The sequence below is a fragment of the Dyadobacter sp. OTU695 genome, from assembly GCF_038440355.1.
In the GTDB taxonomy this organism is placed as follows: domain Bacteria; phylum Bacteroidota; class Bacteroidia; order Cytophagales; family Spirosomataceae; genus Dyadobacter.
Genome location: NZ_JASATN010000013.1, coordinates 213,996 through 234,596, shown reverse-complemented (window position 1 = coordinate 234,596; position 20,601 = coordinate 213,996). Strand labels below are relative to the sequence as shown.

The window sequence follows — 20,601 nt, the reverse complement described above, 5'->3', positions numbered from 1 at the left end:
ATAAAGTCATTGTAAAATATTTGTAAAAAAATTCTTTTAATACTTTTTATTCATTTAAAATGATTGATACATTTACCACGACAAAAACTTTTACGACTTTCTATTTATAAGGATTAGGGTTAAAATTATTTTATGTTTATTTACAAATCCGACATGAAATAAACTATTAACTTTTTATACTTATAATACTTTTAAATGAAAATCATCAGTATTGTCAACAACAAAGGCGGTGTAGGAAAGACTACATCTGCCCAAAGTATTGCTGCCGGTCTCAGCAAATTTGCCAATGCACGTGTGCTGGTTATCGACCTGGATGCGCAAGCTAGTCTTACCAAAAGTTTCGGCATACACCATGCCGGGCTAAAAAAAGACAGCGGCTCGTTCATCACCGGCGAATACGAATTTGATGAGATCGTCAAGCGAGTTGGAGACATTGATGTTTTGCCCGGATCAGCCGAAATGATCCACCGGGAAGACACGATCAAGTCGGCGCCTGTTTTTCCTTTCAACCTGAAAATTGCATTGGAAAAAGTAAAGGACCGTTACGACTTTGTGATCATCGACTGCCCTCCCGCCCTCTACGGTAACACGAGGCTGGCCCTGGTTTCATGCCACCAGTATTATGTACCGTTGCAGGCCGAGTTTTTGAGCTACGAGGGTTTGCGGAACTTCCTGGTGTACTCGGCGGAGATCAAGAAGATCAGTCCAAGCACCAACCTCGGCGGCGTGTTCGCAACACGTTACAACCCGAAGATCCGGAAGAAGATCAGCCACGAACTGATCATGGCGACGCGGGAGCAGCTGGGCGAGGTTTTTATGGAAGCCTACATCCGCGATAATATCGCATTGTCGGAAGCGCAGGCTAACGGAACAACGATCTTCGATTACGCACCACATAGCAACGGAGCAGAAGACTATTATAAGTTAACCAAAGAAATACTGGAACGAATAAATAACTGACACTTATGGCAAAGGAAAGGAAGTTTGATTTTGCACCCCTACCCCTGGTTCCTGATTTACAGGAAGACGAGCCCGAAGTAGCGAAGGGGCCCGCCGAAGTCGTCGACGGCGCTCCCACCAAAGTCACCTTCGACTGCGATTTCGTGCTGATGGAGAATATGAAGGATTATGGCTACTGGGAAGGCCTCACGCAAAAGGACATCATCATCGAATCCTTAAAGCTGTATTTTCAGGACAAAGAAATCCGTCCCCGCCCCGACAAGATACGTAACCGCACCAAAGTTGGCCGCAAACCGAAATCGGCATTGGTGTAAAAGAAAAAGTCTCCCGAAAGGAGACTTTTTTGTTGCAATAAGTATGAAAGATACAGCTTTACTGGACCGCTATTTTTCCCGACACTTGCTTGTCCCCATTAACAAAGTGGTACAAATAGATCCCAGATGGCAGGTTCAGCCTTATATCAGCCCGCTTTTCGAATGATTTTGAGCGCATTTCACGGCCCGCCTGGTCGTATAGCGTGATATTTGATTTGCCTGCCAATTTGGTTTGTACCGAAAGATAGTCCCTTGCCGGGTTGGGTGAAACGGTCACCAGTTCTTCCGGCACGCCTGGCGTGGACAGAATTGGGTCGATCTTTACTTCCGTTTGGGCTGTATCGGAACATCCATTTACATCTGTAACTATAACTTCGTAAATACCCGCCTGATCCAATCTTGCGTCGTGCAGAAATACATGCGCGAGCGTGGAGCCGAAAGACCTGGGTCCGCTCCACAAGTAGCTGGCCCCGCCCGTGGCGGTAAGTTCTATGGTACCACCGACCTCATAAGGCCCTCCATTAATCGCTGTTGCATTCGGCAATGCCGCTACATGGACGGTCGTCTCAATCGTTTGCGTCGGTACCCCTTCGACTTTGCAAAAAGCAGCATACTTGGTTGTCTGACCCGGTTTTACTTTGATCGAATTTCCGGAAACGCCATCCGGCCAACTTAATGTGCCCCGACATCCGTACGCCGAGAGTGTTACCTCCTCTCCGGCGCATATTGTATCCGACGAAACTTTTATCCGAAATACATCAGGGGTACTGGATTTGAGTATCCATTCCACTTTTCGGGTCCTGTCTGCCCTCGCGCCGTCATAGCGGCTTATGGCTGTCGAGTCGAAAACCGAAGCCGCAAGGATGGCACCGTCGGGCGCCTGGTCGGGCGTGAGGGTTACTTGTGCACCGGTTCGCGCGAGCGGTTCATCATTCACAGTCCATTGTACCTGCAAAGTATTGGGATTAGGTGCAAGCAGGCTGATTTTAAACGTTTGCGGATCGTTAACTGTGACAACGCTGCCCGCAGCGGGCTCTGCCTGTTCTATCGGGTTGACCTGTTTCAAAAGCGTCTCCACCGTAGCTTCCCGGCAAACTGCACAGAATTCCTGATTTAAATACTCCATTAAACAGGTTCCATTGGCCGGCTTATGCCAAAGTGCCGCGTCACCGGTATCTCCATGCTTATAAATGCCAATATTGGATTCATTCAGCCAGTTCTTCCACCGCACACGGACAGCACTGCTTTCCTGCGTCATATTGGGGGCTTCCCGACCGTAGCCGGGACCAGCCCAATATTCATCATTCAAATGTGAAAACGTGTGACCAATCTCATGCACGCCGATCGTATTGGCCTGGTTATGAAGCGTATGTACGGATATACTCCCCCCGGACCCGCCATAAAAGGTCGTATTGACGAGTACCACAACAAGGTCGTACATCGGAAACTGCGTCGCAAGCAGATTTTGGAGCACATCATCTTTCTTGACTTCCACCAGGCGATGGATGGCCGTTCCGAAAGAGCAGCCGAAAAAGGTGTTTTTTGTTTCAACCGGCTGATCCTTGTACGCATCGGGGGCGGTTCCCGGATTTGTCACACCGCTTTCTGCGGAAGGCGTACGGATCGCAAAAAAGTTAAAGTGATTACGGTAGTGGACGTAAGGATCATATCCCAGAAAGAAATCGGCAAACTTTTTTGCTTCCGCCGCGAATTTGGGAAGCTCTTGCTGCGTAAAGCCGTCGCCGAGGATTACGACATTTATACGGTTATCGAGCGGGCCTGTTTTATAAAGTGTGTCGACCTGGTATTGCTGGCCAAAAGCAAACCCGGCAAGGCAGACAGCATATAATGTGGTAAAAATTCTTTTCATGGCTAATTAAAACTGAGCGTATAAATTTTCACGGTACCCTTATCCGGAGTGACGCTAAAAAGCTCCAAACGGTTGAGTCCGGAGCGCATCGGCATGCGGATCAGCAACGTGCCCTCTTTGGCCCGTATTTCTTCGCGCCTCAAATGGCCCGACGGATCACTCACTTCGGCCGCATGGTAAAGCGGGTGCTCGAAAACCATTTCACGCTCTGAAGTACCGGTAGTATATTGGGGCACGGCCTTGATGTAGGTCGGGAAATGTACGGGCCGATTGAGATCTTTCATCTTTCCATGGGCGACATTCGCACTTGCAAGCTGGACGCTTTCATGGCCACCGGGCTTGCCGGTGATAAGGAAATTAAGGAAAAGAATGTGATCGGACGACAGGGTATCGTAGTTAGGTAGCTCACTGATTGTCAGCACCGAGCGCCCCGATCTGCAACCAAGCATCAGCAAGCCGGCGAGCGCAATGGCGACCGTGGAAAAAAGACGTAGCATGTGTGAATCGAAACAGCGGTACAAAATTCAATTTACAGCTTTATTAACGAATTTCACAGTGCATGCATTACTTCCTCCATTTCACGAATGGCTATTAAAACATCTTCTTTTTCCGTTCGGTAATTCACAAACGCAGCTCGTATCGCCGATTCGCCCGATAACAAAGTTGGTGTCATAAAAACTTTCCCTCTACGGTTCAGTTGGTCCAGAAAAGCAGCCATTCTTTCGATTCCGGATTTCAAACGGAAACAGACAACATTCAGCCGGACAGGCGCTGCCAATTCAAAAAACTCGCTGGCTTCGATGTGGCTGCCCAGCTCCTCTGCGCGGGCAATGCTGTTCTGCACGATCCATTCGAAGCCATTCCGGCCATAAGCTGTAAGGCTGAACCACGCAGGCAACGCCCTGAACCGCCGTGAATTTTCGGGAAGAAAATTGAGGTAGGAAAAATTCTCCAGCGGATCGCCCAGGTAAGGCGCATTAGAATTCTGGAAAGTGCTTAGCTGCAACCTGCTATGCTCCTTTCTGACCAGCGAGACGGCACTATCGTACGGAACATTCATCCATTTGTGGCAGTCGATGGTAATGCTGTCGGCTTGTTCCCAACCTTCGAGCAAATGCCGCTGCGACGGAAGACAGGCGGCAAATCCCCCGAATGCGGCATCGATATGCAACCAGAAATGGTACTTCTGTTTCAGAGCGACGATTGCCTGGATGTCATCAAAATCGACGGTATTGACCGTTCCCGCACTGCAATTGACAATAACCGGCTCGTTCTGGTGCTCGATAAGCTTCCGCTCAAAATCGGCCAGATCCATTGCCTCACGGCCTTCCAGGGTTTGAATGCGTACCACCTTATTACTGCCGATCCCCATCATAGCCAGCGATTTGATGACAGACGAATGCGGTGTTGCGGCCATTACCACCAGATCCCCAGCCATTCCTTCCCGCGAGACATCACGGCCCGATCGCTCACCCGCCCATTGCCTCGCTACGGCAAGTCCGGTAAAATTCGACATCGTTGCACCGGTCACAAAACCGCCGTTAAAATCGTCCGGCAGATGCAGCAGCTGGCACAGCAACCGGATCGTTTCCTTTTCGACGATCGCCGAAACATCTCCCGCGCCTTGCGTGCTTTGCGTATTCTGATCATAAACAGCCGTGAGCCAATCACCGGCAATCGCCGCTGGGGTCGCTCCACCCGTCACAAAACCCCAGTAGCGGGGCCCCGGACTGGCTACCATCAATTTTTCGTAATGTTTCCTGAAAACTTCCAGGGTATCGGCAGCACCGATCCCGGCATCCGCAAGATACGCGGCAACGACAGACTGGTCCGCTATATAGGTCGGCTTTTCACCGATATTTTCCAAAAAATCCAGCCCTGCATTTTTAGCCTGATCAAGCAGCAATCCCAGGCTATTCAATTCATTTTCAAACAATTCAAACATAAAATATCAATTATAATGCGCCTTTACCAAACTGATTTTGCCGGATTCGTCGAGTTCCATCATTTCGGCAGCCATCCGGTTACCGACGCTTTTGTAATATAAAATCACAGAACCCGCACCCGTGAGCACCTCGTGCAGTTCGAAATGCAAATCCGTGTAAATGCCAAGGGCTTTCCCAAAATATTTTTCAAGCTCTCCCTTCTCGCTAATCACCCCTTCCGCATTCATTTCCAGCTTGATAATGTAGGGGGAATAGAACCGGATTTCTTCGGAATATAATCCCATGATCGCGGTAAGGTCATGGCGGTTCCAGGCGCCGATCCATTGTTCTGCAAAGGATTTCGCCAATTCATCTGTCAAATGCATATTGGTTATTGTTTTCCGGTTTGTATTTGTGTAGCCCAGCGGCGATGGTAGTTAATGTGTCCCAAATGCCAGGAAAGATGCGCCAGCAAATGCGTAAGGGTCAGTCGTACAGACTGTTCTGGAAACAAGTCCAACACGTGACGGGGATATTCCTCCTCCATCTTCGCCTCGTCCAGCGTTCCCAGCGTGCTGATTACGATCTCATGCAGGGCATCGATCTCCGTCAGCATTTGGACTTGTGTAAAAGTTTTCTGGTTGAACTCTGCATCACGGTCGCGCACGTATGCATGCCTGCCCAGCGTGAGTCCCACGTAGGTGCGCAGGTTTCCGATCAGATGCTGACACAGATTACCACCCGGATTAATGGTACCAGGCAGTTGTACCCACAATGTATTTTCAGAAGGGTACTGCTCGATTTCCTTACGGAGCTTTTTAAGATCGCGGCTGAATAATGTGATGAAAATGTCGCTACTCATGGCTGTTTACTAAGTTGAACGTGTTTCTTCTCTTTTCAAGCTGATACCCCCGGTTTACGAGAAAAACCCCACCCAGCGTGACGGCAAATGCGGCGGCCGTAAGCCAGGTTATTTTTTCATCCAATATCAAAAAACCCAATACCAAAGCTACCAGTGGATTAATGTATGCATAAATCGACACCAATCCTGCCGGCAACCTGGACATGGCAAACAGATACGAAGCATAGGCAAGGATAGAGCCGAAGAAGATCAGATACAGTAATGCGAAAACAGACTTCGGCTGCATTACAGGCAGGTTCGTCCAATCCTCATTGAAGGCGCTCAATACGAAAAGCCCCACTCCACCGGCCATCATCTGGATCGCGGCGTTGAAAAACGAATCGGTCCTGCCCGAGTAGCTTTTGGTGTACAAGCCCCCCAGGCACCACGACACGCAGGAAGCCAAGGTCACACAAATACCCACAAACGAGTTCCGGTCGGCCAAATATTCGAGATTATCCCTGAAAACGAGCATCACGCCGGCCAGGCCTAGCATCATACCCACTGCCACATGGGCGTTGATACGCTCTTCTTTTCGCGCCAGAACGTTGATCATAATGGTAAAAAGAGGCACCGTCGCATAGAGCAACGCCGCGAGGCCACTCGGGATAAACTGAACACACCAACCGACCAGACCCGTGCCGAATGTGATCATACACCAGCCGGGAACGAGTTGCAAACCGATATCCGCCAAAGTCCAGGGGAACGATCTGTTTTTCAAAATCAGAAACCCCAGCAGCAATGCTCCCGCCACCACATTCCTGAAACCCATAAAGAACAGGGCCGGGAAACCTGACACGCCAATGCGCGCTGCCAGATAAGTGGTACCCCAGAAAAAACACACCATCAATAATGCGAAATATGCCGTCAGATTGCTTTTCATAGCTGTTTTAGATTGAACGCCACAAAATTCCTGCACTCGAATTTAATAAAACAGATCCACTTTTGTTATTTTGTAGCATAACAGATTTAAATTTTAATAAAATGGTCGAAGAGCCTATCCGGGAGGATTTTCTTTATTCACAGATCGCCGACCGGTTTGCAGCGCAGATCGAAAAAGGCATTCTGAAAGCCGGCGACAAACTGATTTCGCTGCGTGCGTTGAGTAAGGAACAAGGTATAAGCCTCAGCACCGCTTTCAAGGCTTATGTGGAATTGGAAAACAAGGGCATTATCGAAGCGCGGCCCAAGTCAGGCTATTTTGTGCGTTTTTCTCCGCTTAATGCACCTGAAAGACTCGATAACCTATCGCCAGGCCCGCTTATCGAGAAGGCAAATGTGGATGAAATGATCCGCACGGTGTACAAAACCATGACGCACGAGCGGATTATCCGGCTGTCCGTCGCCGCGCCCTCCGCCGAGCTGATCCCGGAAGCCAAACTGAATAAGGCGATGATCGAGGCGCTCAGGAAAAGTCCGCACAGTTGTACCCAGTATGAAGAAGTACAAGGCAACCTTGCATTGCGGAAACAGATCGCCAAATATGCATTCAACTGGAAAGGAAACATCAGCGAGGACGAGGTCATCACCACGCAAGGCTGCATGGAAGCCCTGATATTCTGCCTGAAAGCCGTTACCGAACCCGGCGACACCGTTGCGATAGAAAACCCGATCTACTTTGGGATTTTCAACATTATGAAAAGCCTGGGACTGAAAATCCTCGAAATTCCCTGCCATCCCGACGAAGGTGCCGACCTGGAATACCTGGGAAAGGCACTTGAAACCGTTCCTGTCAAGGCGGTGCTGTTCGTGCCCAACTTCTCCAACCCTACCGGCGCGTTGATGCCTGACTACCGGAAGAAAAGACTGGTGGAAATGCTTGCCCTGCGGCAAATCCCGCTCATTGAAGATGATATTTACGGGGAAATGTATTTTGGTAAAACCAGGCCCAGTACCTGCAAAAGTTATGATAAAAATGGCATCGTAATGCTATGCGGATCAGTTTCCAAGACGCTCGCACCGGGCTACCGTGTGGGTTGGTGCCTTCCGGGAAAGTTCAAAGATAAGGTATTGAGCAACAAGCTCATGCATACCGTTTCTTCGGCCACGCCTACCCAGGCTGCCGTAGCCAATTTCTTTGAAACCGGCCGTTACGATTTGCATATGAGGCATTTACGCAAAGCGCTTCATACGCAATGCCTGCGCTACATCCAGGCGATCAGCGACTATTTCCCTCCCGACACAAGGCTCGTGCGGCCACAGGGTGGCTATGTTTTATGGATTGAACTAAACAAAAAAGTCAATGCATTCGAGCTTTTCGAAAGTGCTATTCAGGAAAGTATCAGCATCGCCCCCGGCCAGATTTTCAGCACCGACGCGCGTTTCAGCAATTACATCCGCATCAGCTTCGGTGCCCCATACAATGCGGCTATCGACGCGGGTCTGAGGAAACTGGGAGAATTGATTATGGGGCAATGCCAATAAGAAATTTCAGGTGAAGAGCTTTTTTAATATCACCAACACCTGTTGCGCGGTTACGGCATCAAGTTTCCCTATTTTTTTGTTCAAACGTATTTTGTCAATGGTACGCAACTGATCCAAAGCTATCTGACCATCTTTCCCGTCCACGTGGCAATTAATCCGCGTCGGATAATTGCGTATCGTTGAAGTTAAAGGGGCAACGATCACCGTATTAAGGTGTTCATTCAATTCGTCGGGCGAAATGACGAGACAGGGCCTTGTCTTCCTTATTTCGCTGCCTAATGTGGGATCCAGCGATACAAAATAGATTTCAAACCGCTTGACTACCATGTCCATTCCGAATCATCGAATGAATTCGGAATGTCGCCCATCAGATTTGCGGCTTCCTCGGGAGATTCGTTTTGAATTGCGACGCGGAACTGTTCGGCCCACCCTTCGCGCGGGTTCCTGCTCGCGCGAAAAATCACGATCGCGTTATCCTGAACTTCGACATTGACATATTCCTCAATATCGACTTGATCCAGCATGGTTTTGGAAAGTAAAATTCCCTGGGAATTTCCAATCCGACGGATTTTGGTGAGCATAACACAAAGTTATAATTTGTTATAACAAACTCAAATTTCAACCCGTTCCAATGTGCAAGTGGCTGAACAATAGTTTAAAACAATCGCAACAATATTGCAATTACTTGATTTTCAGCACCTGTAACCCTGTTGCACGGCTTTGTAACCTACCTTTGTAATGATCCTGCGGCGCATAAGCCAGGTGCTTTGAATCTGAATGATTGCATTATGAAACTCGACGAGAATACCTCCACCCACACGCACGACGACTGCTGCTCGGCGAAAGCTGATGTACCTGTCAAACATCATAACCATAGTCATGACCATGATCACGACCACGGAGACCACAGTCACGGGTCAGATGGAGACTCGGGGATCCTCAAAAGCCGCTGGATGCTATGGCTCAGCCTGGTGATCCTGTCTGTGTTTCTCGTTTTAACCTACATCGCGAAAGTCGGAATTCCGCGTCCGGCCGAAATCGCGATGATGCTGGTCGCCTACGTGCTGGCGGGCAACAAAACCGTGGCGCTTGCATTCCGGAAAGCAACCCGCGGCGACTTTTTCAATGAATTTACACTGATGACGATCGCCACTTTCGGTGCCTTCTATATCGGGGAGTTTAGCGAAGGTGTGGCGGTGATGATTTTCTATGAAATAGGCGAGCTGTTCCAGGATATTGCTGTCAGCCGGTCCAAACGGTCTATCAAGGCCCTGCTCGACATCCGTCCCGATGTTGTTACCGTTTTGCGTGAAGGCAAGCCATTGCAGATCGCGCCCGAAGCAGTACGGCCAGGCGAAAAAATACTGGTGAAAGTCGGCGAAAAAGTGGCATTGGATGGGGAAATGTGCTCGCCATCAGGCATATTCAATACCGCGGCACTCACCGGCGAACCGAAACCGCAGCTCATTGAAAAAGGCGAGAAAGTGCTTGCCGGTATGATAGCAATCGAAAAATCGGTTGAAATTGAGGTGAAAGCCTTATTCAAGGATTCCAAGCTCTCACGTATACTGGAAATGGTGCAGGAGGCAAGCGCCCGGAAAGCCCCTACCCAACTATTGATCAGCCGCCTCGCGCGCATATACACACCCGTAGTCTTTTTGCTGGCCTTGCTTATCATCGCAATTCCGGCGCTTTTTGTCGCCGACTACAATTTTGACCAATGGCTGTACCGCGGTATGGTTTTCCTGGTAATAGCCTGTCCCTGTGCCCTGACGATCTCCATTCCGCTCGGCTATTTTGGTGGGATCGGGCTTGCTTCGCGTAACGGAATTTTGGTTAAAGGGGCTAATTTTCTCGATATCATCACGAAGATCGATACGGTGGTTTCCGACAAAACGGGCACGCTTACCAAGGGGGTTTTTAAGGTCCAGAAAGTGGAAAGTGTTATTGAAAAAACGGACCTCATCCGCCTCACCGCTTCGCTCGAAAGTTACTCTACCCACCCGGTAGCCAAAGCCGTAGTCGAATCGGCGGGCGAGATAACATTAGCCAAGCCGACCGATGTGGAGGAAATTACCGGACACGGCCTGACCGGGAAAGTCGAAGGACTTCCTGTGCTGGCAGGTAATATCAAATTGCTGGAAAAGCATTCGGTAGGTTATCCCGCGGAACTTGCTTCCCTGGTGGAAACGATCGTCATCATTGCGGTTGACAATCAATACGCAGGCTATTTCCTGATCGCCGACGAAATTAAGGAAGACGCCGCAGCCGCTATTTCAGATCTGAAAAGTCTCGGAATTACAACGATCATGCTATCCGGCGATAAAGAGGCGGTTGTAAAAAAAGTGGCGGGAGATCTGGGCATTACCGAAAGTTACGGCGGACTGTTGCCCGAAGACAAAGTAAGGATTGTGCAGGAACTTAAAGATCAGGGCAAACGCATTGCATTCGTCGGCGATGGCGTAAACGACGCGCCGGTGATCGCCCTCGCGGACGCGGGCATCGCTATGGGCGCGCTCGGTTCGGACGCTACCATTGAAACGGCCGATATTGTGATCCAGAACGACCAGCCCTCACGCATTGCATCGGCAGTACGGATCGGAAAAATCACAAAGTCAGTCGTTTACCAGAACATCTCTCTGGCTATGGGAGTTAAAGTCGCCGTAATGGCGCTGGGAGCCGGCGGCGTTGCCACGCTTTGGGAAGCCGTTTTTGCTGATGTGGGCGTCGCATTGCTGGCGATTTTGAATGCCTACCGCATTCAGGGAAAGAAAATTGAAAGCGAATAAATACGCGGCAAGTTCAGTAGAACTGAACCTGCCGCGTACCGCAACACAGGTTTTTGAACGCAAACGAGTAGTCGAATGCGAAAAAAACGGTACGTTTTCCCAATAGTACACCATTTCCGGGGACCGTTAAAGGTCTCCGATTAATAAGTGAAACCTACCGAAAAATAATTGATCAAACGATTGGAACGGGAGTAATGCCTGCCACCTTTTCCAGGGCGATGGTAACCCTCTCGATGCGGTCAACGTTACCGCGACTACTGTCCGAAACTGCCTGTGCTACTGAGGTTAAGTAATCCCCACCAAGTTTGGTGTTGAAAAAGGGGTCGCTCTCGGCGAGTACGCCCCGCCAGCCTTTACCCACAATATTCCTGGATTTGATAAACCTGACCAACAGGCGTTCTTTGATGGATAAGCCTCCATATTCGGAGACTCTTGCTTGGAGCTGGTGCATATACAATAGTGGTGTATTATAAAAAATTGTAATTTGCGCTTTATCAATAACGATAATCACTGATACTTCAAAAGTACAGAATTGTTACCACTTAGTCAAGTATTTTTATATTAAACTTCTAACTAATGTCAATTGTTGGCGAACGCATTAAGAAATACCGCGAATTGAAAGGTTGGAACCAGCATAAACTGGCCAAAACACTGAAGAAGTCGGGCAAGGCAGTGATCTCGAATTGGGAAACCGGAAGAAACGACCCTTCGCTCGCCGAGCTCCGGTTAATGGCTGAACTCTTCGACACCACAGTCGCCCAGCTCGTCGGCGAGGTACCTATGCTCGAAGAACCGCGGGAGCAATATATCATGATCAAAAAAGACGAGCTCATTGACCTTCAACGCAAAGCACTGGAATTGGAAGCGGATCGAATCAATAGCCTCAAAGGGCAGCTGAGATTAGCCGAAAGAAATGAACGGACCGAGGATGACCAGGAGTAATGCCAGGTTACGCCGGAACAACGAGCGGAAACCCAGCGCGCAGGCACAACTGATCACGATCAGCAAAATCCATAATGCACTGTACCCCCAATGTCCTGCCACGTAGGCCCCCATCACCGGGCCGATGATTTGTGCGACGGACTGCGATACCGAGTACGCCGCCGAATATTTGCCCCGGTTCAAATCGCTGGCCCGGTTCATGACAAATGTGCTCAGATAAGGAAATGCCAGCATTTCGCCCGTCGTAAATAGCACGACCGTCGCAACGGCGAGCACTACCGGCAGCACGTGCGGTACTACGAGCGCCAGGAATGCCATTGCACTAAAAAGCGGCCCGGAGATCATGTAAAAGTAATCGGGCTTCCGGTTGGCGAGGTTTTGCACGAGTACCATCTCGAACAAGGCGATAATCAATCCGTTCATGCCGAGCATAACACCGATTGTCGATTCCCCGATACCCATTTCCTCCTTCCAGTAAACCGGCACCAGCCTGAACAGCACGACGAAACACAGCATATATAATGTAACCATCACGAGGAAACGGACAAAAAACGCGTCTTTCCAGGGAGAAGCGGTACTGATGTCATCCTTTTCCGGAAAGTCATTTCTCGTAATGTGCTTTCTTTTAGGCAATAGCATAACAATGAGCATTCCGGCCAGCACATATACTACACCGTCAACCCAGAACAGGAGATGGTAATTAATGGCGGCCAGCAATCCTCCCACCCCGGTACCGAACCCGAACCCGATATTGGTGGCAAGCCGGTTCAGCGCATATGAGCGTATGAGGTTTTCGGGCGTGGAATATGCCGCAATAGCCGTCTGGTTGGCAGGTTTGAATGCTTCCACAAAAAAGCTGAGGACCACGATCAAAACACATAACAGCGCAAAGTCGGTTATCAGGCTAAAAAGGACAAAGAACACGCCACTCAGTATCAAACTGCCGATCTGCACGGGCTGAAAACCCAGCTTATCGGTGAGATAGCCACCTGCCATGGCGCCCAACACAGAGCCCACGCCGAACAGCGTGATGATTAACCCGGCGTCTTCGATGCTCCGGTGCAGGCTTTGCGTGATATACATACTCATAAAAGGCACCGCCATGTACCCGCAGCGGTTCACCAAAATCACGAGACTGAGCAACCAGGTTTCCCTGCTAAGCCCACTGAAAGACGTCCTGTAAGCACTAATAACTTTTCTGATCATATTAAATCCTTAATAATCTTTACGCTTTCTTCCAGTTCTCCTGCATTGGAAGAAGCGAATCCAAGACGTATATAGTTCCTGAACTGTGCGGGATATCCTGCGACTTTCCCATTTGAGAAATACAAATCCCGTTGTGCAGCCTTTTCCGCAAGCCTGGGAATGTCAATCGCCGGATCAAAACGAGCCCAAACTGCCATTCCGCCGTCGGGAATATCGAAGCTGATGTGATCAGACAGCTCGGTTTTCAGCAACTCGCAAAAAAGGTCGCGGCGCTGTTTATAAACCCTCACCGATTTCCGTAAATGCCGTTGAATGACGCCGGTTTGAAGCAATTCGGCAATCGCATTTTCGAGCATTGTGTCCCCTTGCCGGTCGATAATGCGCCGGAGCGAGGCGAGGTGCGAAATCACATCTTCCGGTCCTACCAGATATCCGATCCGGAACGCGGGCGAGATGGTTTTCGTGAATGAACCGCAATACAGTACCATTCCGGCCTGATCGGCGCCAAAAAGCGGAAGTAGCGGCTTGCTCAGATAGTGAAAATCGTAGTCATAATCATCCTCAAAAATCACAAAACCATATTTTTCAGCGAGTTTCAGCAGCTTAATCCGACGATCGGGCCGTAACGTGACGGTGGTAGGATATTGATGATGAGAAGTCACATAGACCATTCTCACGGTTTGTTTCAGACATATTTCCTCAACCGCATCGATATCCATACCATACTCATCCACTGGGACATGACAGATTTTAGCACCCGCCTGCACGAAGTTCATCGATGCCCCGAACCACCCGGGCGAGTCAGTAATAACATAGTCACCCGGCTTCACGAGGCTCGTGACAGTCAGGTACATCCCCATAATCATTCCCCTTACAATCAGGATGTTGGCCGGAGAAGTTTTGAGACCGCGTGTTTCGTTCAAATGGGCGGACAGCTCCTGCCTCAGCCAGGTTGTGCCGGTGGTCTCGCCGTAGCCCAGCCTCGCATAGGAATTTCCATGCAGCAATTGGCTCCTGTACGCCCGCGACAGGTCTTCCAATGGCGCAAGCCTCGGATCCGGAAAGCCATCATCGAGGTGAAGCCGCCAACCGGCTTTCAGAACGGCCCTATCCAGGTGAGCAGGCCGTTCGAACTGAAAACCCGCTTTTTTGAGTGGATCCCTGTCTGCCGCTATTTCTATGGACAGGGGAAGCGGCCGCAAATCGGGCAGGTTTCGGGCCACAAACGTGCCGTTCCCGGTCTGACTTTCAAGCCAGCCCTGTGCCAGCAGCTCATCGTACGCTTGCACGACGGTACGCCGGTGCACTTTTAAAATGGTCGACAACTGCCTGGTACTCAATAGCCGGTACCCAGGCTGCAAAGTACCGTTCTTGATCAGCGACATCAACTGATTGGCAATCTGAAGATATACCGGTTGCTTCCCTCCTTTTTCAGGGGTAATCAGTGTCGACAGCACGTTCATCATAATTGGACTACCGTCATTTAAAATATTGGATTAAAACAATGGGCCAATTAACCCATAATTTTGGAGAAAAACAAAGTATAATGAACACGCCACCACCCTATCTCGTACCCAGCCGGCTAGCCAAGCGCACGCACTACGAGCACGAAGCCATCTGCGCTATTCTCGATGAAGCATTGTTTTGCACTATTAGCTATGCAGTGGACAATAAGCCGTTCTCTATCCCGACGGCTTTTGTCCGCTATGAAGATAAAATTTACATTCACGGCTCTGTCGGGAGCCATTTTATACGGGAAATCGAAAAGGGCATACCGGTCTGCATTTCGGTAATGCTCACCGATTCGCTCGTCGTAGCGAAATCGGCATTCAGTCATTCGGTCAATTACCGTTCGGTCATCATTTTTTCCAGCGCTGAAAAAGTGGAAGATACCGCAACGAAAAGAGCAGCATTTGAATGGCTTACCAATAAGATAGTACCCGACAGCTGGGATTATCTCCGCCCGATGACCGACAGCGAAGTCCGAAAAACCACCGCGCTTGCATTCTCTTTTGATGAAGCTTCCGCTAAGATGCGTGAGGGAATGCCGAAAGACGAACCAGAAGACCTGAAATTGCCCATTTGGTCGGGGCTGATCCCTTTACAAACCTTACGCGGCAAGCCGATCGCCGACGAGACAAGCCAACAGATTCCACTTCCTCAACATTTAAGTTAACCGCATGCAACTTTGATACCGGTTTGAGCATCTTTCGGGCAAATTCACCTGCAATATCACACCCAAATGTTGCACTTCATGTCAGGAAAGGAAATATTCGACCGGTATCAGTTGGCGGCCCTGAAGAATGGACTAGGCTCTCACGAGTTCAATTACGGGAACATTCTATACCAGGCGCTGCAAATCGAAGGGGAAGAAAGGGTTTTCCAATTGCTTGAGTTGGCTGAAAATACCGGCAAACGGATTGCACTGGCCTATTCCGCGCTTGGTATCGAAAACAGCGGCGAACCCAATATGGTTATCCTGGTCTGACGCTGCGGACCGTTCGCGCGATTCCTAGCTCAAAACATCCGATTCCCTTTGATATGCGGGCTTCCGTACCGAATTTTGGCGTCATCGAATGCTGATTTGCAAATCATATGGAATTTCTCGTCGTTATCGCCTTTTTCGGCTATATCTATTACCTGCGCAATTATGCCGACCTCCGCACACCCAGCGAAAAAGAGGCGGCCACCCTCACTGGAGGAATAGCACTTTTTGAGAGTGGACAAACCGACAAAGCGTATGCTTATTTTAATTCCAGGATCGGTCAAAAACCCAAATCCTGCATTGCTTACCTCTACCGGGGCTTATGCCAAAGAGAACTTGGAAACCCCGAAGCTGCCATATCCGATATAAAGGCAGGCCTGAGTTACGACGACCAGGTTTTTGCGCTCCACCTTGAACTGGGGAAATTGTATCTGGAAAAGAGCCAACCCGAAGAAGCGTTGGCAGCGCTCAACAAAGCCGTAACGCTCGGCGAAGAAAACAGTGCAAATCCTTATCACTGGCGCGCAAAGGCGCTCACGCAGTTGGGCCGCGAAGCAGAAGCAATGCAGGATATGCAACATGAACATGAATTGCGGGAGTTATTGAAAACGAATCCGGCAAAACCCGCAGCGAACCGGTCACCCTTTTTCGACCGGCGGCTAGTAATCAACATGGCGATGATTATTATGACCAGCGCATTGCTCGTGTATGTGATCAAAAATGCGGAAAGCATTCATCTCCCTTATCTGGTAGCGGTTTTCTCGGCCATTTCCATTGGGTTTGCCGAACCTTACAAAGGTTGGTTGCTGGCGATCATGCAATGTATACTTCTGCTGGCGGGCTACTTTCTCTTCACCACACTTCCCGATGACCGGGCCCGTCAGGAGCTCGAAAATTTCAGTCTTTACGGCTCCATGATCCTTACTTTTGCCGCGAGTTTCCTGGGAGGCTTTTTGAAAAGGGCTTTGAATATGAAGTAGTTTGCTTAATAAACAAAAAAAGCGCAGCCCGAACGAGCGGGCTACACATGCGCAAAAGTCTGAATGTGTGGTTTCTTATTTAGCCAATACGAGCAATGAAAATCCTCCTACCGCTTTCACGGCAAGTTCCGGATTGACGGTGTACAATACTTTTCTGAATGAATTGACCATTTTCCCGTTGAAGTTGTGCCGGCCGTAGTTCAATTCCAGCTCCGAGAGCGTATAAAACCAATCGACCACCTCGAGGCCGCAGTCTTTGAGGGTGTTGATCGCCATTTCACGGGTGAAATGATGAATATGCCCCACCGAATGCCGCAATTTCATCAGATGACCTGTGAATGCCGCCAATGCGGAAAAATCGAGCGGGATGTGGAAAATTTTGTATTCCGCGTGCCGGGCACTTTTACGGATAAAGTCGAAATAGTCCTCGACATGCTCGAAAACATCGATCATAAGCAACAGATCGAATTTTTCATCCGTTTGTAACAGGTCGTTGTTAAAGAATTTTAACCGGTCTTTTTCCCGTGGCTTGCAGAACTCATAGGCATCGGGTGAAATATCGTAACCGTAGAGTTTTACCGTCTTATCCTCCCAGCGATCATGGATCTGATTGAGGATCTCCCCGGCGCCGCAACCAATTTCCACAATCGATTTGGGATGCAGGTTATTCTTTTTCAGCATTTTGATGATCTGAGTGGCCTTCCAGGGGGAATCTTCGATATGCCAGCTGGGATTGGCGTTCAGATAATCGGATGAAGCATTTACATAATCCATAATCCTGTGTGAGTTGTCGATTCAAGAAAATTTAGTTCGTTCAAAGATCAGCAAAGTAATTCAAAGGTGAAAATTACCCTTCTGCGATGTGCAAAATGCCAGGCTCAATTATTGCAAGGTAAATTTAAAAACAATAGCAACCATGAATAGCACCGAACAACAACAACAACTTGAAGACAAAATACTCGCTAAAAGGCAGCAGATCGAGTTTGAACGGACAAACCTGGAAGAGACGATCGCTTTTTCACCCGAAAACCGCGAAAATCCGGAGGTGATGGAGGAAGCCAAAAATTTCAATGACCCTGCTCAAAGTGTAGTGGAAAGCGGGGAAATGCGGTCGCTAAGAGCCGCCGAAGGAGAACTTAAAGAACTGTTGCGGCAGCTTGAAGCGCTGCGGAACAAGTAACTGATTATTCAAGCGTGAGAACCGGAACCGATACTTCCACAGCCGTCGAATCGGACTCCTTGCCATTTACTTTCCCAATCCCGAAATCGCCGCGGTTCACTTTAAATTTACCATAAAAAAGGTGCCTGTCGCCCTCGCTCCTGAATGCAAACGGGATCGCGATCTCTCTTTTTATCCCCTTCAATTCCAGCTCGCCGTGTACGACAAAACCGGTGTCTGTCCGGCTGACCGACGTGGACAGGAAACGAATGCGCGGGTACTTTTCTGCATCGAACCACTTATCGCTTCTCGCATGTTTGTTTTTAAGTTCAATGCCCGTGTCGATCGACGCTACATCGACCGAAACTTCAAAGCGGGATTGCTCGGGTTGGGAAGGGTCGAAGCGGATCTTACCCTCCATTTTATGGAATGATCCGTGCGCATATTTGCCGTCGAACCGTATCTGATAGCCTTCCGCAATGCGCCAATCCCTGATCGCGGCAAACACATATGCGTTCAATATCAACAAACTGACCACTGTTAAATACTTTTTCATCGTCATTCTAATGTATTCGGGCCGGTATGCGCCCACTTTTGAGCCTGGACGGATTAATTCCCCTGTACTTCTTGAATGCGGTTGAGAAGTGCTGTGCGTGCTCATAACCGAGCAGATCAGAAACTTCCGCTACCGATCGCGAGGAGTCGAGTAGTTGCTGTTCGGCGTAGTCCATCCGCATTTTACGCAGATACCCAAAAACGGTAGTGCCGAACAGTTCCTTGAAACCTCTTTTTACCTTAAATTCATTCAACAGACAAATCCGCGATAACCCGGCAAGCGAATGCTCTTCGAGAAAGTGGGTGTCGAGGAAATATTTCAACTGGTGAAGTTTCTCTGCATCGGCCGCGGAAATGCTTTCCGTTTGGCCGGGCCCGCGAAACTGCTCGATTTGCAATGCCAGCAGCTCCAAAATCTTCGATTGGATCATCAGATTACGAACTGCCCCAACCTCCTCGCATTGCTTCACTTCCCGTATCAGTTTCTGCATGAACGGCGTCGTGTTCGCGGTGCCTTTAATGCCCGAAAACGGCCTGTTGCAGCGTAAATTATCCTGAATGCGTTCACTCCAACGGTCATCGCAGCCTATAATCTCCGAGAAAAATGCCTTATCCAGGCTGATATGAAACATTTCGAGCGATTCGTTGGCCGAAACACGGTTGGTATCACCTCCTTCCGGCGAAAACACGAGGTTATGTTTACCGGAACTCATATGAAGATCGTGCGACAGCCCGGCGAAAGTCGTGTCGAGCCTTCCTGCCATGTGGAAATTGATATTGACCGTGTCTACCGGCGTACTGTCGTAGAGAACGACGTCGGCCTGCGAGTTCCAATGCAGGTTCATCAGGTGTACATGTGGAAACATCAGGCTCTTGAACTTCAACTCGCCTACCGCGGGATGATAGCGGGTCAGAAACTCACCTGCCTGTCCGGCACGCGCCCCGGGAGTGACCGATTGCGGATTAGGTAAAGGATTGAAATCGAGAATGTCGGCTGAATGGATAAATGTAGCGGCCATAGGACAGTATCGGTTTAACACAACACGAAAATACGCGCCCGCCTGCCTCGTACCTGCTTCCTACTGAGTGAACGGCCCAATTAATCGACAAAATCCGTTTGTCGTAGATTTTTATCCGTTTTGCGTAGGTCAATGCGGCATGGCATCCAGCATTTTTGCGAAAAACTTCAAAGCCATGATCAGAAAAATTTTAAAGTGGACCGGCGTTATCCTGGCCGGAATTACGCTCGTCGCCGTCAGCACCTACACGTACATGTCGGTCTCCATGAAAAGCCGTATGACGAAAGTCTACGCGTTTGAAAAAGCCACCATGGAGGTCCCGACCGACAGCGCAGCCCTCGCGCGTGGCAGGCACCTGGTGGCCATTAAGGGCTGTCAGGATTGTCACGGGACCGATCTGGAAGGTAAAGTCATGAACGACGACGGTGCCATTGGCCGGCTTGTTGCGGGCAATCTTACCCGGGGAAAAGGAGGATTACCAGCCGGGTACGAGGTTTCCGACTGGCTCGCTGCGCTCCGGCATGGCGTTCACCAAAATGGAAAGCCACTTCTTTTTATGCCTTCACATGAAACTGCGTTGCTTTCTCAGCAGGATATGGCCGCGCTGATCGCCTATTGCCGCCAGATTCCGGATGTAGACAATGAACTTCCGGGAAATGATCTTGGTCCGGTTGCCATTATCATGAGCTATCTTGGCAAAATGCCCCTTTTATCGGTGGAAAAGATCGACCACAACAGACCGATGATCGCCCGGGCCGACTCGACGGAGGGCGTGGCTCAGGGTAAATACCTGGCCGTATCATGTTCCGGATGCCATCGCGAAAACTTCAAAGGTGGAGAGCCGCTTGCTCCCGGATTTCCGCCGGTGCCGGACATTACCCGGGCGGGTCATGTAGGAAAGTGGACGAAAGCAGAGTTTATTACAACACTTACCTCAGGAAAAACCCCGGAAGGTCATATTCTCAAAAACGAAGATATGCCCTGGAAAATGACTGCGCAGTACACGCGCAGCGAGCTTTCTTCGCTTTACGATTACCTGCAGTCTATTCAGTAAACGACCGGGGCGGGATTT

At 49.5% G+C, this 20,601-nt stretch carries 24 protein-coding genes; 10 read left to right on the top strand and 14 right to left on the bottom strand.

What is annotated here, in order from left to right:
- The first annotated feature begins 195 nt into the window (after nucleotides 1-195).
- Together AAHB90_RS22870 and AAHB90_RS22865 are read left to right on the top strand one after the other, a co-directional pair.
- A complete protein-coding gene (locus tag AAHB90_RS22870; RefSeq protein WP_342087564.1) occupies nucleotides 196-960 on the top strand; it encodes a ParA family protein in 765 nt (254 codons plus the stop codon).
- Nucleotides 961-965: 5 nt separating this feature from the next.
- Nucleotides 966-1,274: a hypothetical protein gene (locus AAHB90_RS22865; protein WP_342087563.1), complete on the top strand. Its 309-nt coding sequence runs from the start codon at nucleotides 966-968 to the stop codon at nucleotides 1,272-1,274.
- Nucleotides 1,275-1,332: 58 nt separating this feature from the next.
- On the opposite strand, the gene AAHB90_RS22860 is transcribed toward AAHB90_RS22865, so the two are convergent.
- Genes AAHB90_RS22860 through AAHB90_RS22835 form a run of 6 tightly spaced genes read right to left on the bottom strand, consistent with a single transcriptional unit; the run spans nucleotide 1,333 to nucleotide 6,853 of the window.
- Nucleotides 1,333-3,144, bottom strand: a complete 1,812-nt coding sequence (locus AAHB90_RS22860) for a M64 family metallopeptidase (RefSeq protein ID WP_342087562.1) — start codon at nucleotides 3,142-3,144, stop codon at nucleotides 1,333-1,335.
- 2 nt (nucleotides 3,145-3,146) lie between these two features.
- Nucleotides 3,147-3,641, bottom strand: a complete 495-nt coding sequence (locus AAHB90_RS22855) for a hypothetical protein (protein WP_342087561.1) — start codon at nucleotides 3,639-3,641, stop codon at nucleotides 3,147-3,149.
- Between the two features lie 53 nt (nucleotides 3,642-3,694).
- Complete coding sequence (locus tag AAHB90_RS22850) at nucleotides 3,695-5,089, bottom strand: pyridoxal phosphate-dependent decarboxylase family protein (protein WP_342087560.1); 1,395 nt, start codon at nucleotides 5,087-5,089, stop codon at nucleotides 3,695-3,697.
- 6 nt (nucleotides 5,090-5,095) lie between these two features.
- A complete protein-coding gene (locus AAHB90_RS22845) occupies nucleotides 5,096-5,455 on the bottom strand; it encodes a nuclear transport factor 2 family protein (protein ID WP_342087559.1) in 360 nt (119 codons plus the stop codon).
- Between the two features lie 5 nt (nucleotides 5,456-5,460).
- A complete protein-coding gene (locus AAHB90_RS22840; RefSeq protein WP_342087558.1) occupies nucleotides 5,461-5,931 on the bottom strand; it encodes a DUF1572 family protein in 471 nt (156 codons plus the stop codon).
- Nucleotides 5,924-6,853, bottom strand: coding sequence for a DMT family transporter (locus AAHB90_RS22835; protein WP_342087557.1), 930 nt, complete (start codon nucleotides 6,851-6,853; stop codon nucleotides 5,924-5,926). Before AAHB90_RS22835 ends, AAHB90_RS22840 begins: the two co-directional genes overlap by 8 nt.
- 101 nt (nucleotides 6,854-6,954) lie before the next feature.
- Here AAHB90_RS22835 and AAHB90_RS22830 point away from each other — a divergent pair, with 101 nt between their 5' ends.
- On the top strand, nucleotides 6,955-8,394 hold the full coding sequence (locus tag AAHB90_RS22830; RefSeq protein WP_342087556.1) for an aminotransferase-like domain-containing protein: 1,440 nt from the start codon (nucleotides 6,955-6,957) through the stop codon (nucleotides 8,392-8,394).
- Nucleotides 8,395-8,400: 6 nt separating this feature from the next.
- Here the strand turns inward: AAHB90_RS22830 and AAHB90_RS22825 are convergent, their stop codons facing one another.
- Together AAHB90_RS22825 and AAHB90_RS22820 are read right to left on the bottom strand one after the other, a co-directional pair.
- Nucleotides 8,401-8,727, bottom strand: coding sequence for a type II toxin-antitoxin system PemK/MazF family toxin (locus AAHB90_RS22825; RefSeq protein ID WP_342087555.1), 327 nt, complete (start codon nucleotides 8,725-8,727; stop codon nucleotides 8,401-8,403).
- Entirely contained in the window at nucleotides 8,715-8,918 is a 204-nt protein-coding gene (locus tag AAHB90_RS22820) for a hypothetical protein (RefSeq protein WP_342087554.1), read from the bottom strand. Before AAHB90_RS22820 ends, AAHB90_RS22825 begins: the two co-directional genes overlap by 13 nt.
- 264 nt (nucleotides 8,919-9,182) lie before the next feature.
- Between AAHB90_RS22820 and AAHB90_RS22815 the strand changes: the two genes are divergently transcribed.
- Nucleotides 9,183-11,183, top strand: a complete 2,001-nt coding sequence (locus tag AAHB90_RS22815) for a heavy metal translocating P-type ATPase (protein WP_342087553.1) — start codon at nucleotides 9,183-9,185, stop codon at nucleotides 11,181-11,183.
- Between the two features lie 172 nt (nucleotides 11,184-11,355).
- On the opposite strand, the gene AAHB90_RS22810 is transcribed toward AAHB90_RS22815, so the two are convergent.
- A complete protein-coding gene (locus AAHB90_RS22810) occupies nucleotides 11,356-11,634 on the bottom strand; it encodes a hypothetical protein (protein WP_342087552.1) in 279 nt (92 codons plus the stop codon).
- A gap of 125 nt (nucleotides 11,635-11,759) precedes the next feature.
- Between AAHB90_RS22810 and AAHB90_RS22805 the strand changes: the two genes are divergently transcribed.
- Nucleotides 11,760-12,125 carry a helix-turn-helix domain-containing protein gene (locus tag AAHB90_RS22805; protein WP_342087551.1) on the top strand — a complete coding sequence of 122 codons (366 nt, stop codon included), beginning with the start codon at nucleotides 11,760-11,762 and terminating at the stop codon, nucleotides 12,123-12,125.
- Here AAHB90_RS22805 and AAHB90_RS22800 read toward each other — a convergent pair.
- Entirely contained in the window at nucleotides 12,084-13,331 is a 1,248-nt protein-coding gene (locus AAHB90_RS22800; protein WP_342087550.1) for an MFS transporter, read from the bottom strand. The two genes, AAHB90_RS22805 and AAHB90_RS22800, sit on opposite strands and share 42 nt — an antisense overlap.
- Complete coding sequence (locus AAHB90_RS22795) at nucleotides 13,328-14,797, bottom strand: aminotransferase-like domain-containing protein (RefSeq protein WP_342087549.1); 1,470 nt, start codon at nucleotides 14,795-14,797, stop codon at nucleotides 13,328-13,330. The genes AAHB90_RS22800 and AAHB90_RS22795 overlap by 4 nt, the downstream gene beginning before the upstream one ends.
- Before the next feature lie 80 nt (nucleotides 14,798-14,877).
- On the opposite strand from AAHB90_RS22795, the gene AAHB90_RS22790 reads away from it, so the two are divergent.
- The 3 genes from AAHB90_RS22790 to AAHB90_RS22780 all read left to right on the top strand — a co-directional run bounded on the left by AAHB90_RS22790 (nucleotide 14,878) and on the right by AAHB90_RS22780 (nucleotide 16,796).
- Nucleotides 14,878-15,507 (top strand): pyridoxamine 5'-phosphate oxidase family protein, encoded by a 630-nt coding sequence (locus AAHB90_RS22790; protein WP_342087548.1) that lies wholly within the window; start codon nucleotides 14,878-14,880, stop codon nucleotides 15,505-15,507.
- A gap of 78 nt (nucleotides 15,508-15,585) precedes the next feature.
- The gene (locus AAHB90_RS22785) at nucleotides 15,586-15,819 is read left to right on the top strand and encodes a hypothetical protein (protein ID WP_342087547.1); all 234 of its coding nucleotides are present in this window, start codon (nucleotides 15,586-15,588) and stop codon (nucleotides 15,817-15,819) included.
- Nucleotides 15,820-15,926: 107 nt separating this feature from the next.
- The gene (locus tag AAHB90_RS22780; protein WP_342087546.1) at nucleotides 15,927-16,796 is read left to right on the top strand and encodes a tetratricopeptide repeat protein; all 870 of its coding nucleotides are present in this window, start codon (nucleotides 15,927-15,929) and stop codon (nucleotides 16,794-16,796) included.
- A gap of 75 nt (nucleotides 16,797-16,871) precedes the next feature.
- Here the strand turns inward: AAHB90_RS22780 and AAHB90_RS22775 are convergent, their stop codons facing one another.
- Nucleotides 16,872-17,570 carry a class I SAM-dependent methyltransferase gene (locus AAHB90_RS22775; protein ID WP_342087545.1) on the bottom strand — a complete coding sequence of 233 codons (699 nt, stop codon included), beginning with the start codon at nucleotides 17,568-17,570 and terminating at the stop codon, nucleotides 16,872-16,874.
- A 142-nt stretch (nucleotides 17,571-17,712) separates the two neighbouring features.
- Between AAHB90_RS22775 and AAHB90_RS22770 the strand changes: the two genes are divergently transcribed.
- Nucleotides 17,713-17,976: a hypothetical protein gene (locus AAHB90_RS22770; protein ID WP_342087544.1), complete on the top strand. Its 264-nt coding sequence runs from the start codon at nucleotides 17,713-17,715 to the stop codon at nucleotides 17,974-17,976.
- A 4-nt stretch (nucleotides 17,977-17,980) separates the two neighbouring features.
- Here the strand turns inward: AAHB90_RS22770 and AAHB90_RS22765 are convergent, their stop codons facing one another.
- Together AAHB90_RS22765 and AAHB90_RS22760 are read right to left on the bottom strand one after the other, a co-directional pair.
- The gene (locus AAHB90_RS22765) at nucleotides 17,981-18,511 is read right to left on the bottom strand and encodes a YceI family protein (protein WP_342087543.1); all 531 of its coding nucleotides are present in this window, start codon (nucleotides 18,509-18,511) and stop codon (nucleotides 17,981-17,983) included.
- A gap of 7 nt (nucleotides 18,512-18,518) precedes the next feature.
- A complete protein-coding gene (locus tag AAHB90_RS22760) occupies nucleotides 18,519-19,529 on the bottom strand; it encodes a helix-turn-helix transcriptional regulator (protein ID WP_342087542.1) in 1,011 nt (336 codons plus the stop codon).
- Nucleotides 19,530-19,704: 175 nt separating this feature from the next.
- Between AAHB90_RS22760 and AAHB90_RS22755 the strand changes: the two genes are divergently transcribed.
- Complete coding sequence (locus AAHB90_RS22755) at nucleotides 19,705-20,583, top strand: c-type cytochrome (protein ID WP_342087541.1); 879 nt, start codon at nucleotides 19,705-19,707, stop codon at nucleotides 20,581-20,583.
- Nucleotides 20,584-20,601: the final 18 nt, after the last annotated feature.

Bases quoted from the DNA above. Each gene is read 5' to 3' on its own strand.
- AAHB90_RS22870 (WP_342087564.1), top strand. From the start codon at position 196: ATGAAAATCATCAGTATTGTCAACAACAAAGGCGGTGTAGGAAAGACT.
- AAHB90_RS22865 (WP_342087563.1), top strand. From the start codon at position 966: ATGGCAAAGGAAAGGAAGTTTGATTTTGCACCCCTACCCCTGGTTCCT.
- AAHB90_RS22860 (WP_342087562.1), bottom strand. From the start codon at position 3,144: ATGAAAAGAATTTTTACCACATTATATGCTGTCTGCCTTGCCGGGTTT.
- AAHB90_RS22855 (WP_342087561.1), bottom strand. From the start codon at position 3,641: ATGCTACGTCTTTTTTCCACGGTCGCCATTGCGCTCGCCGGCTTGCTG.
- AAHB90_RS22850 (WP_342087560.1), bottom strand. From the start codon at position 5,089: ATGTTTGAATTGTTTGAAAATGAATTGAATAGCCTGGGATTGCTGCTT.
- AAHB90_RS22845 (WP_342087559.1), bottom strand. From the start codon at position 5,455: ATGCATTTGACAGATGAATTGGCGAAATCCTTTGCAGAACAATGGATC.
- AAHB90_RS22840 (WP_342087558.1), bottom strand. From the start codon at position 5,931: ATGAGTAGCGACATTTTCATCACATTATTCAGCCGCGATCTTAAAAAG.
- AAHB90_RS22835 (WP_342087557.1), bottom strand. From the start codon at position 6,853: ATGAAAAGCAATCTGACGGCATATTTCGCATTATTGATGGTGTGTTTT.
- AAHB90_RS22830 (WP_342087556.1), top strand. From the start codon at position 6,955: ATGGTCGAAGAGCCTATCCGGGAGGATTTTCTTTATTCACAGATCGCC.
- AAHB90_RS22825 (WP_342087555.1), bottom strand. From the start codon at position 8,727: ATGGACATGGTAGTCAAGCGGTTTGAAATCTATTTTGTATCGCTGGAT.
- AAHB90_RS22820 (WP_342087554.1), bottom strand. From the start codon at position 8,918: ATGCTGGATCAAGTCGATATTGAGGAATATGTCAATGTCGAAGTTCAG.
- AAHB90_RS22815 (WP_342087553.1), top strand. From the start codon at position 9,183: ATGAAACTCGACGAGAATACCTCCACCCACACGCACGACGACTGCTGC.
- AAHB90_RS22810 (WP_342087552.1), bottom strand. From the start codon at position 11,634: ATGCACCAGCTCCAAGCAAGAGTCTCCGAATATGGAGGCTTATCCATC.
- AAHB90_RS22805 (WP_342087551.1), top strand. From the start codon at position 11,760: ATGTCAATTGTTGGCGAACGCATTAAGAAATACCGCGAATTGAAAGGT.
- AAHB90_RS22800 (WP_342087550.1), bottom strand. From the start codon at position 13,331: ATGATCAGAAAAGTTATTAGTGCTTACAGGACGTCTTTCAGTGGGCTT.
- AAHB90_RS22795 (WP_342087549.1), bottom strand. From the start codon at position 14,797: ATGATGAACGTGCTGTCGACACTGATTACCCCTGAAAAAGGAGGGAAG.
- AAHB90_RS22790 (WP_342087548.1), top strand. From the start codon at position 14,878: ATGAACACGCCACCACCCTATCTCGTACCCAGCCGGCTAGCCAAGCGC.
- AAHB90_RS22785 (WP_342087547.1), top strand. From the start codon at position 15,586: ATGTCAGGAAAGGAAATATTCGACCGGTATCAGTTGGCGGCCCTGAAG.
- AAHB90_RS22780 (WP_342087546.1), top strand. From the start codon at position 15,927: ATGGAATTTCTCGTCGTTATCGCCTTTTTCGGCTATATCTATTACCTG.
- AAHB90_RS22775 (WP_342087545.1), bottom strand. From the start codon at position 17,570: ATGGATTATGTAAATGCTTCATCCGATTATCTGAACGCCAATCCCAGC.
- AAHB90_RS22770 (WP_342087544.1), top strand. From the start codon at position 17,713: ATGAATAGCACCGAACAACAACAACAACTTGAAGACAAAATACTCGCT.
- AAHB90_RS22765 (WP_342087543.1), bottom strand. From the start codon at position 18,511: ATGAAAAAGTATTTAACAGTGGTCAGTTTGTTGATATTGAACGCATAT.
- AAHB90_RS22760 (WP_342087542.1), bottom strand. From the start codon at position 19,529: ATGGCCGCTACATTTATCCATTCAGCCGACATTCTCGATTTCAATCCT.
- AAHB90_RS22755 (WP_342087541.1), top strand. From the start codon at position 19,705: ATGATCAGAAAAATTTTAAAGTGGACCGGCGTTATCCTGGCCGGAATT.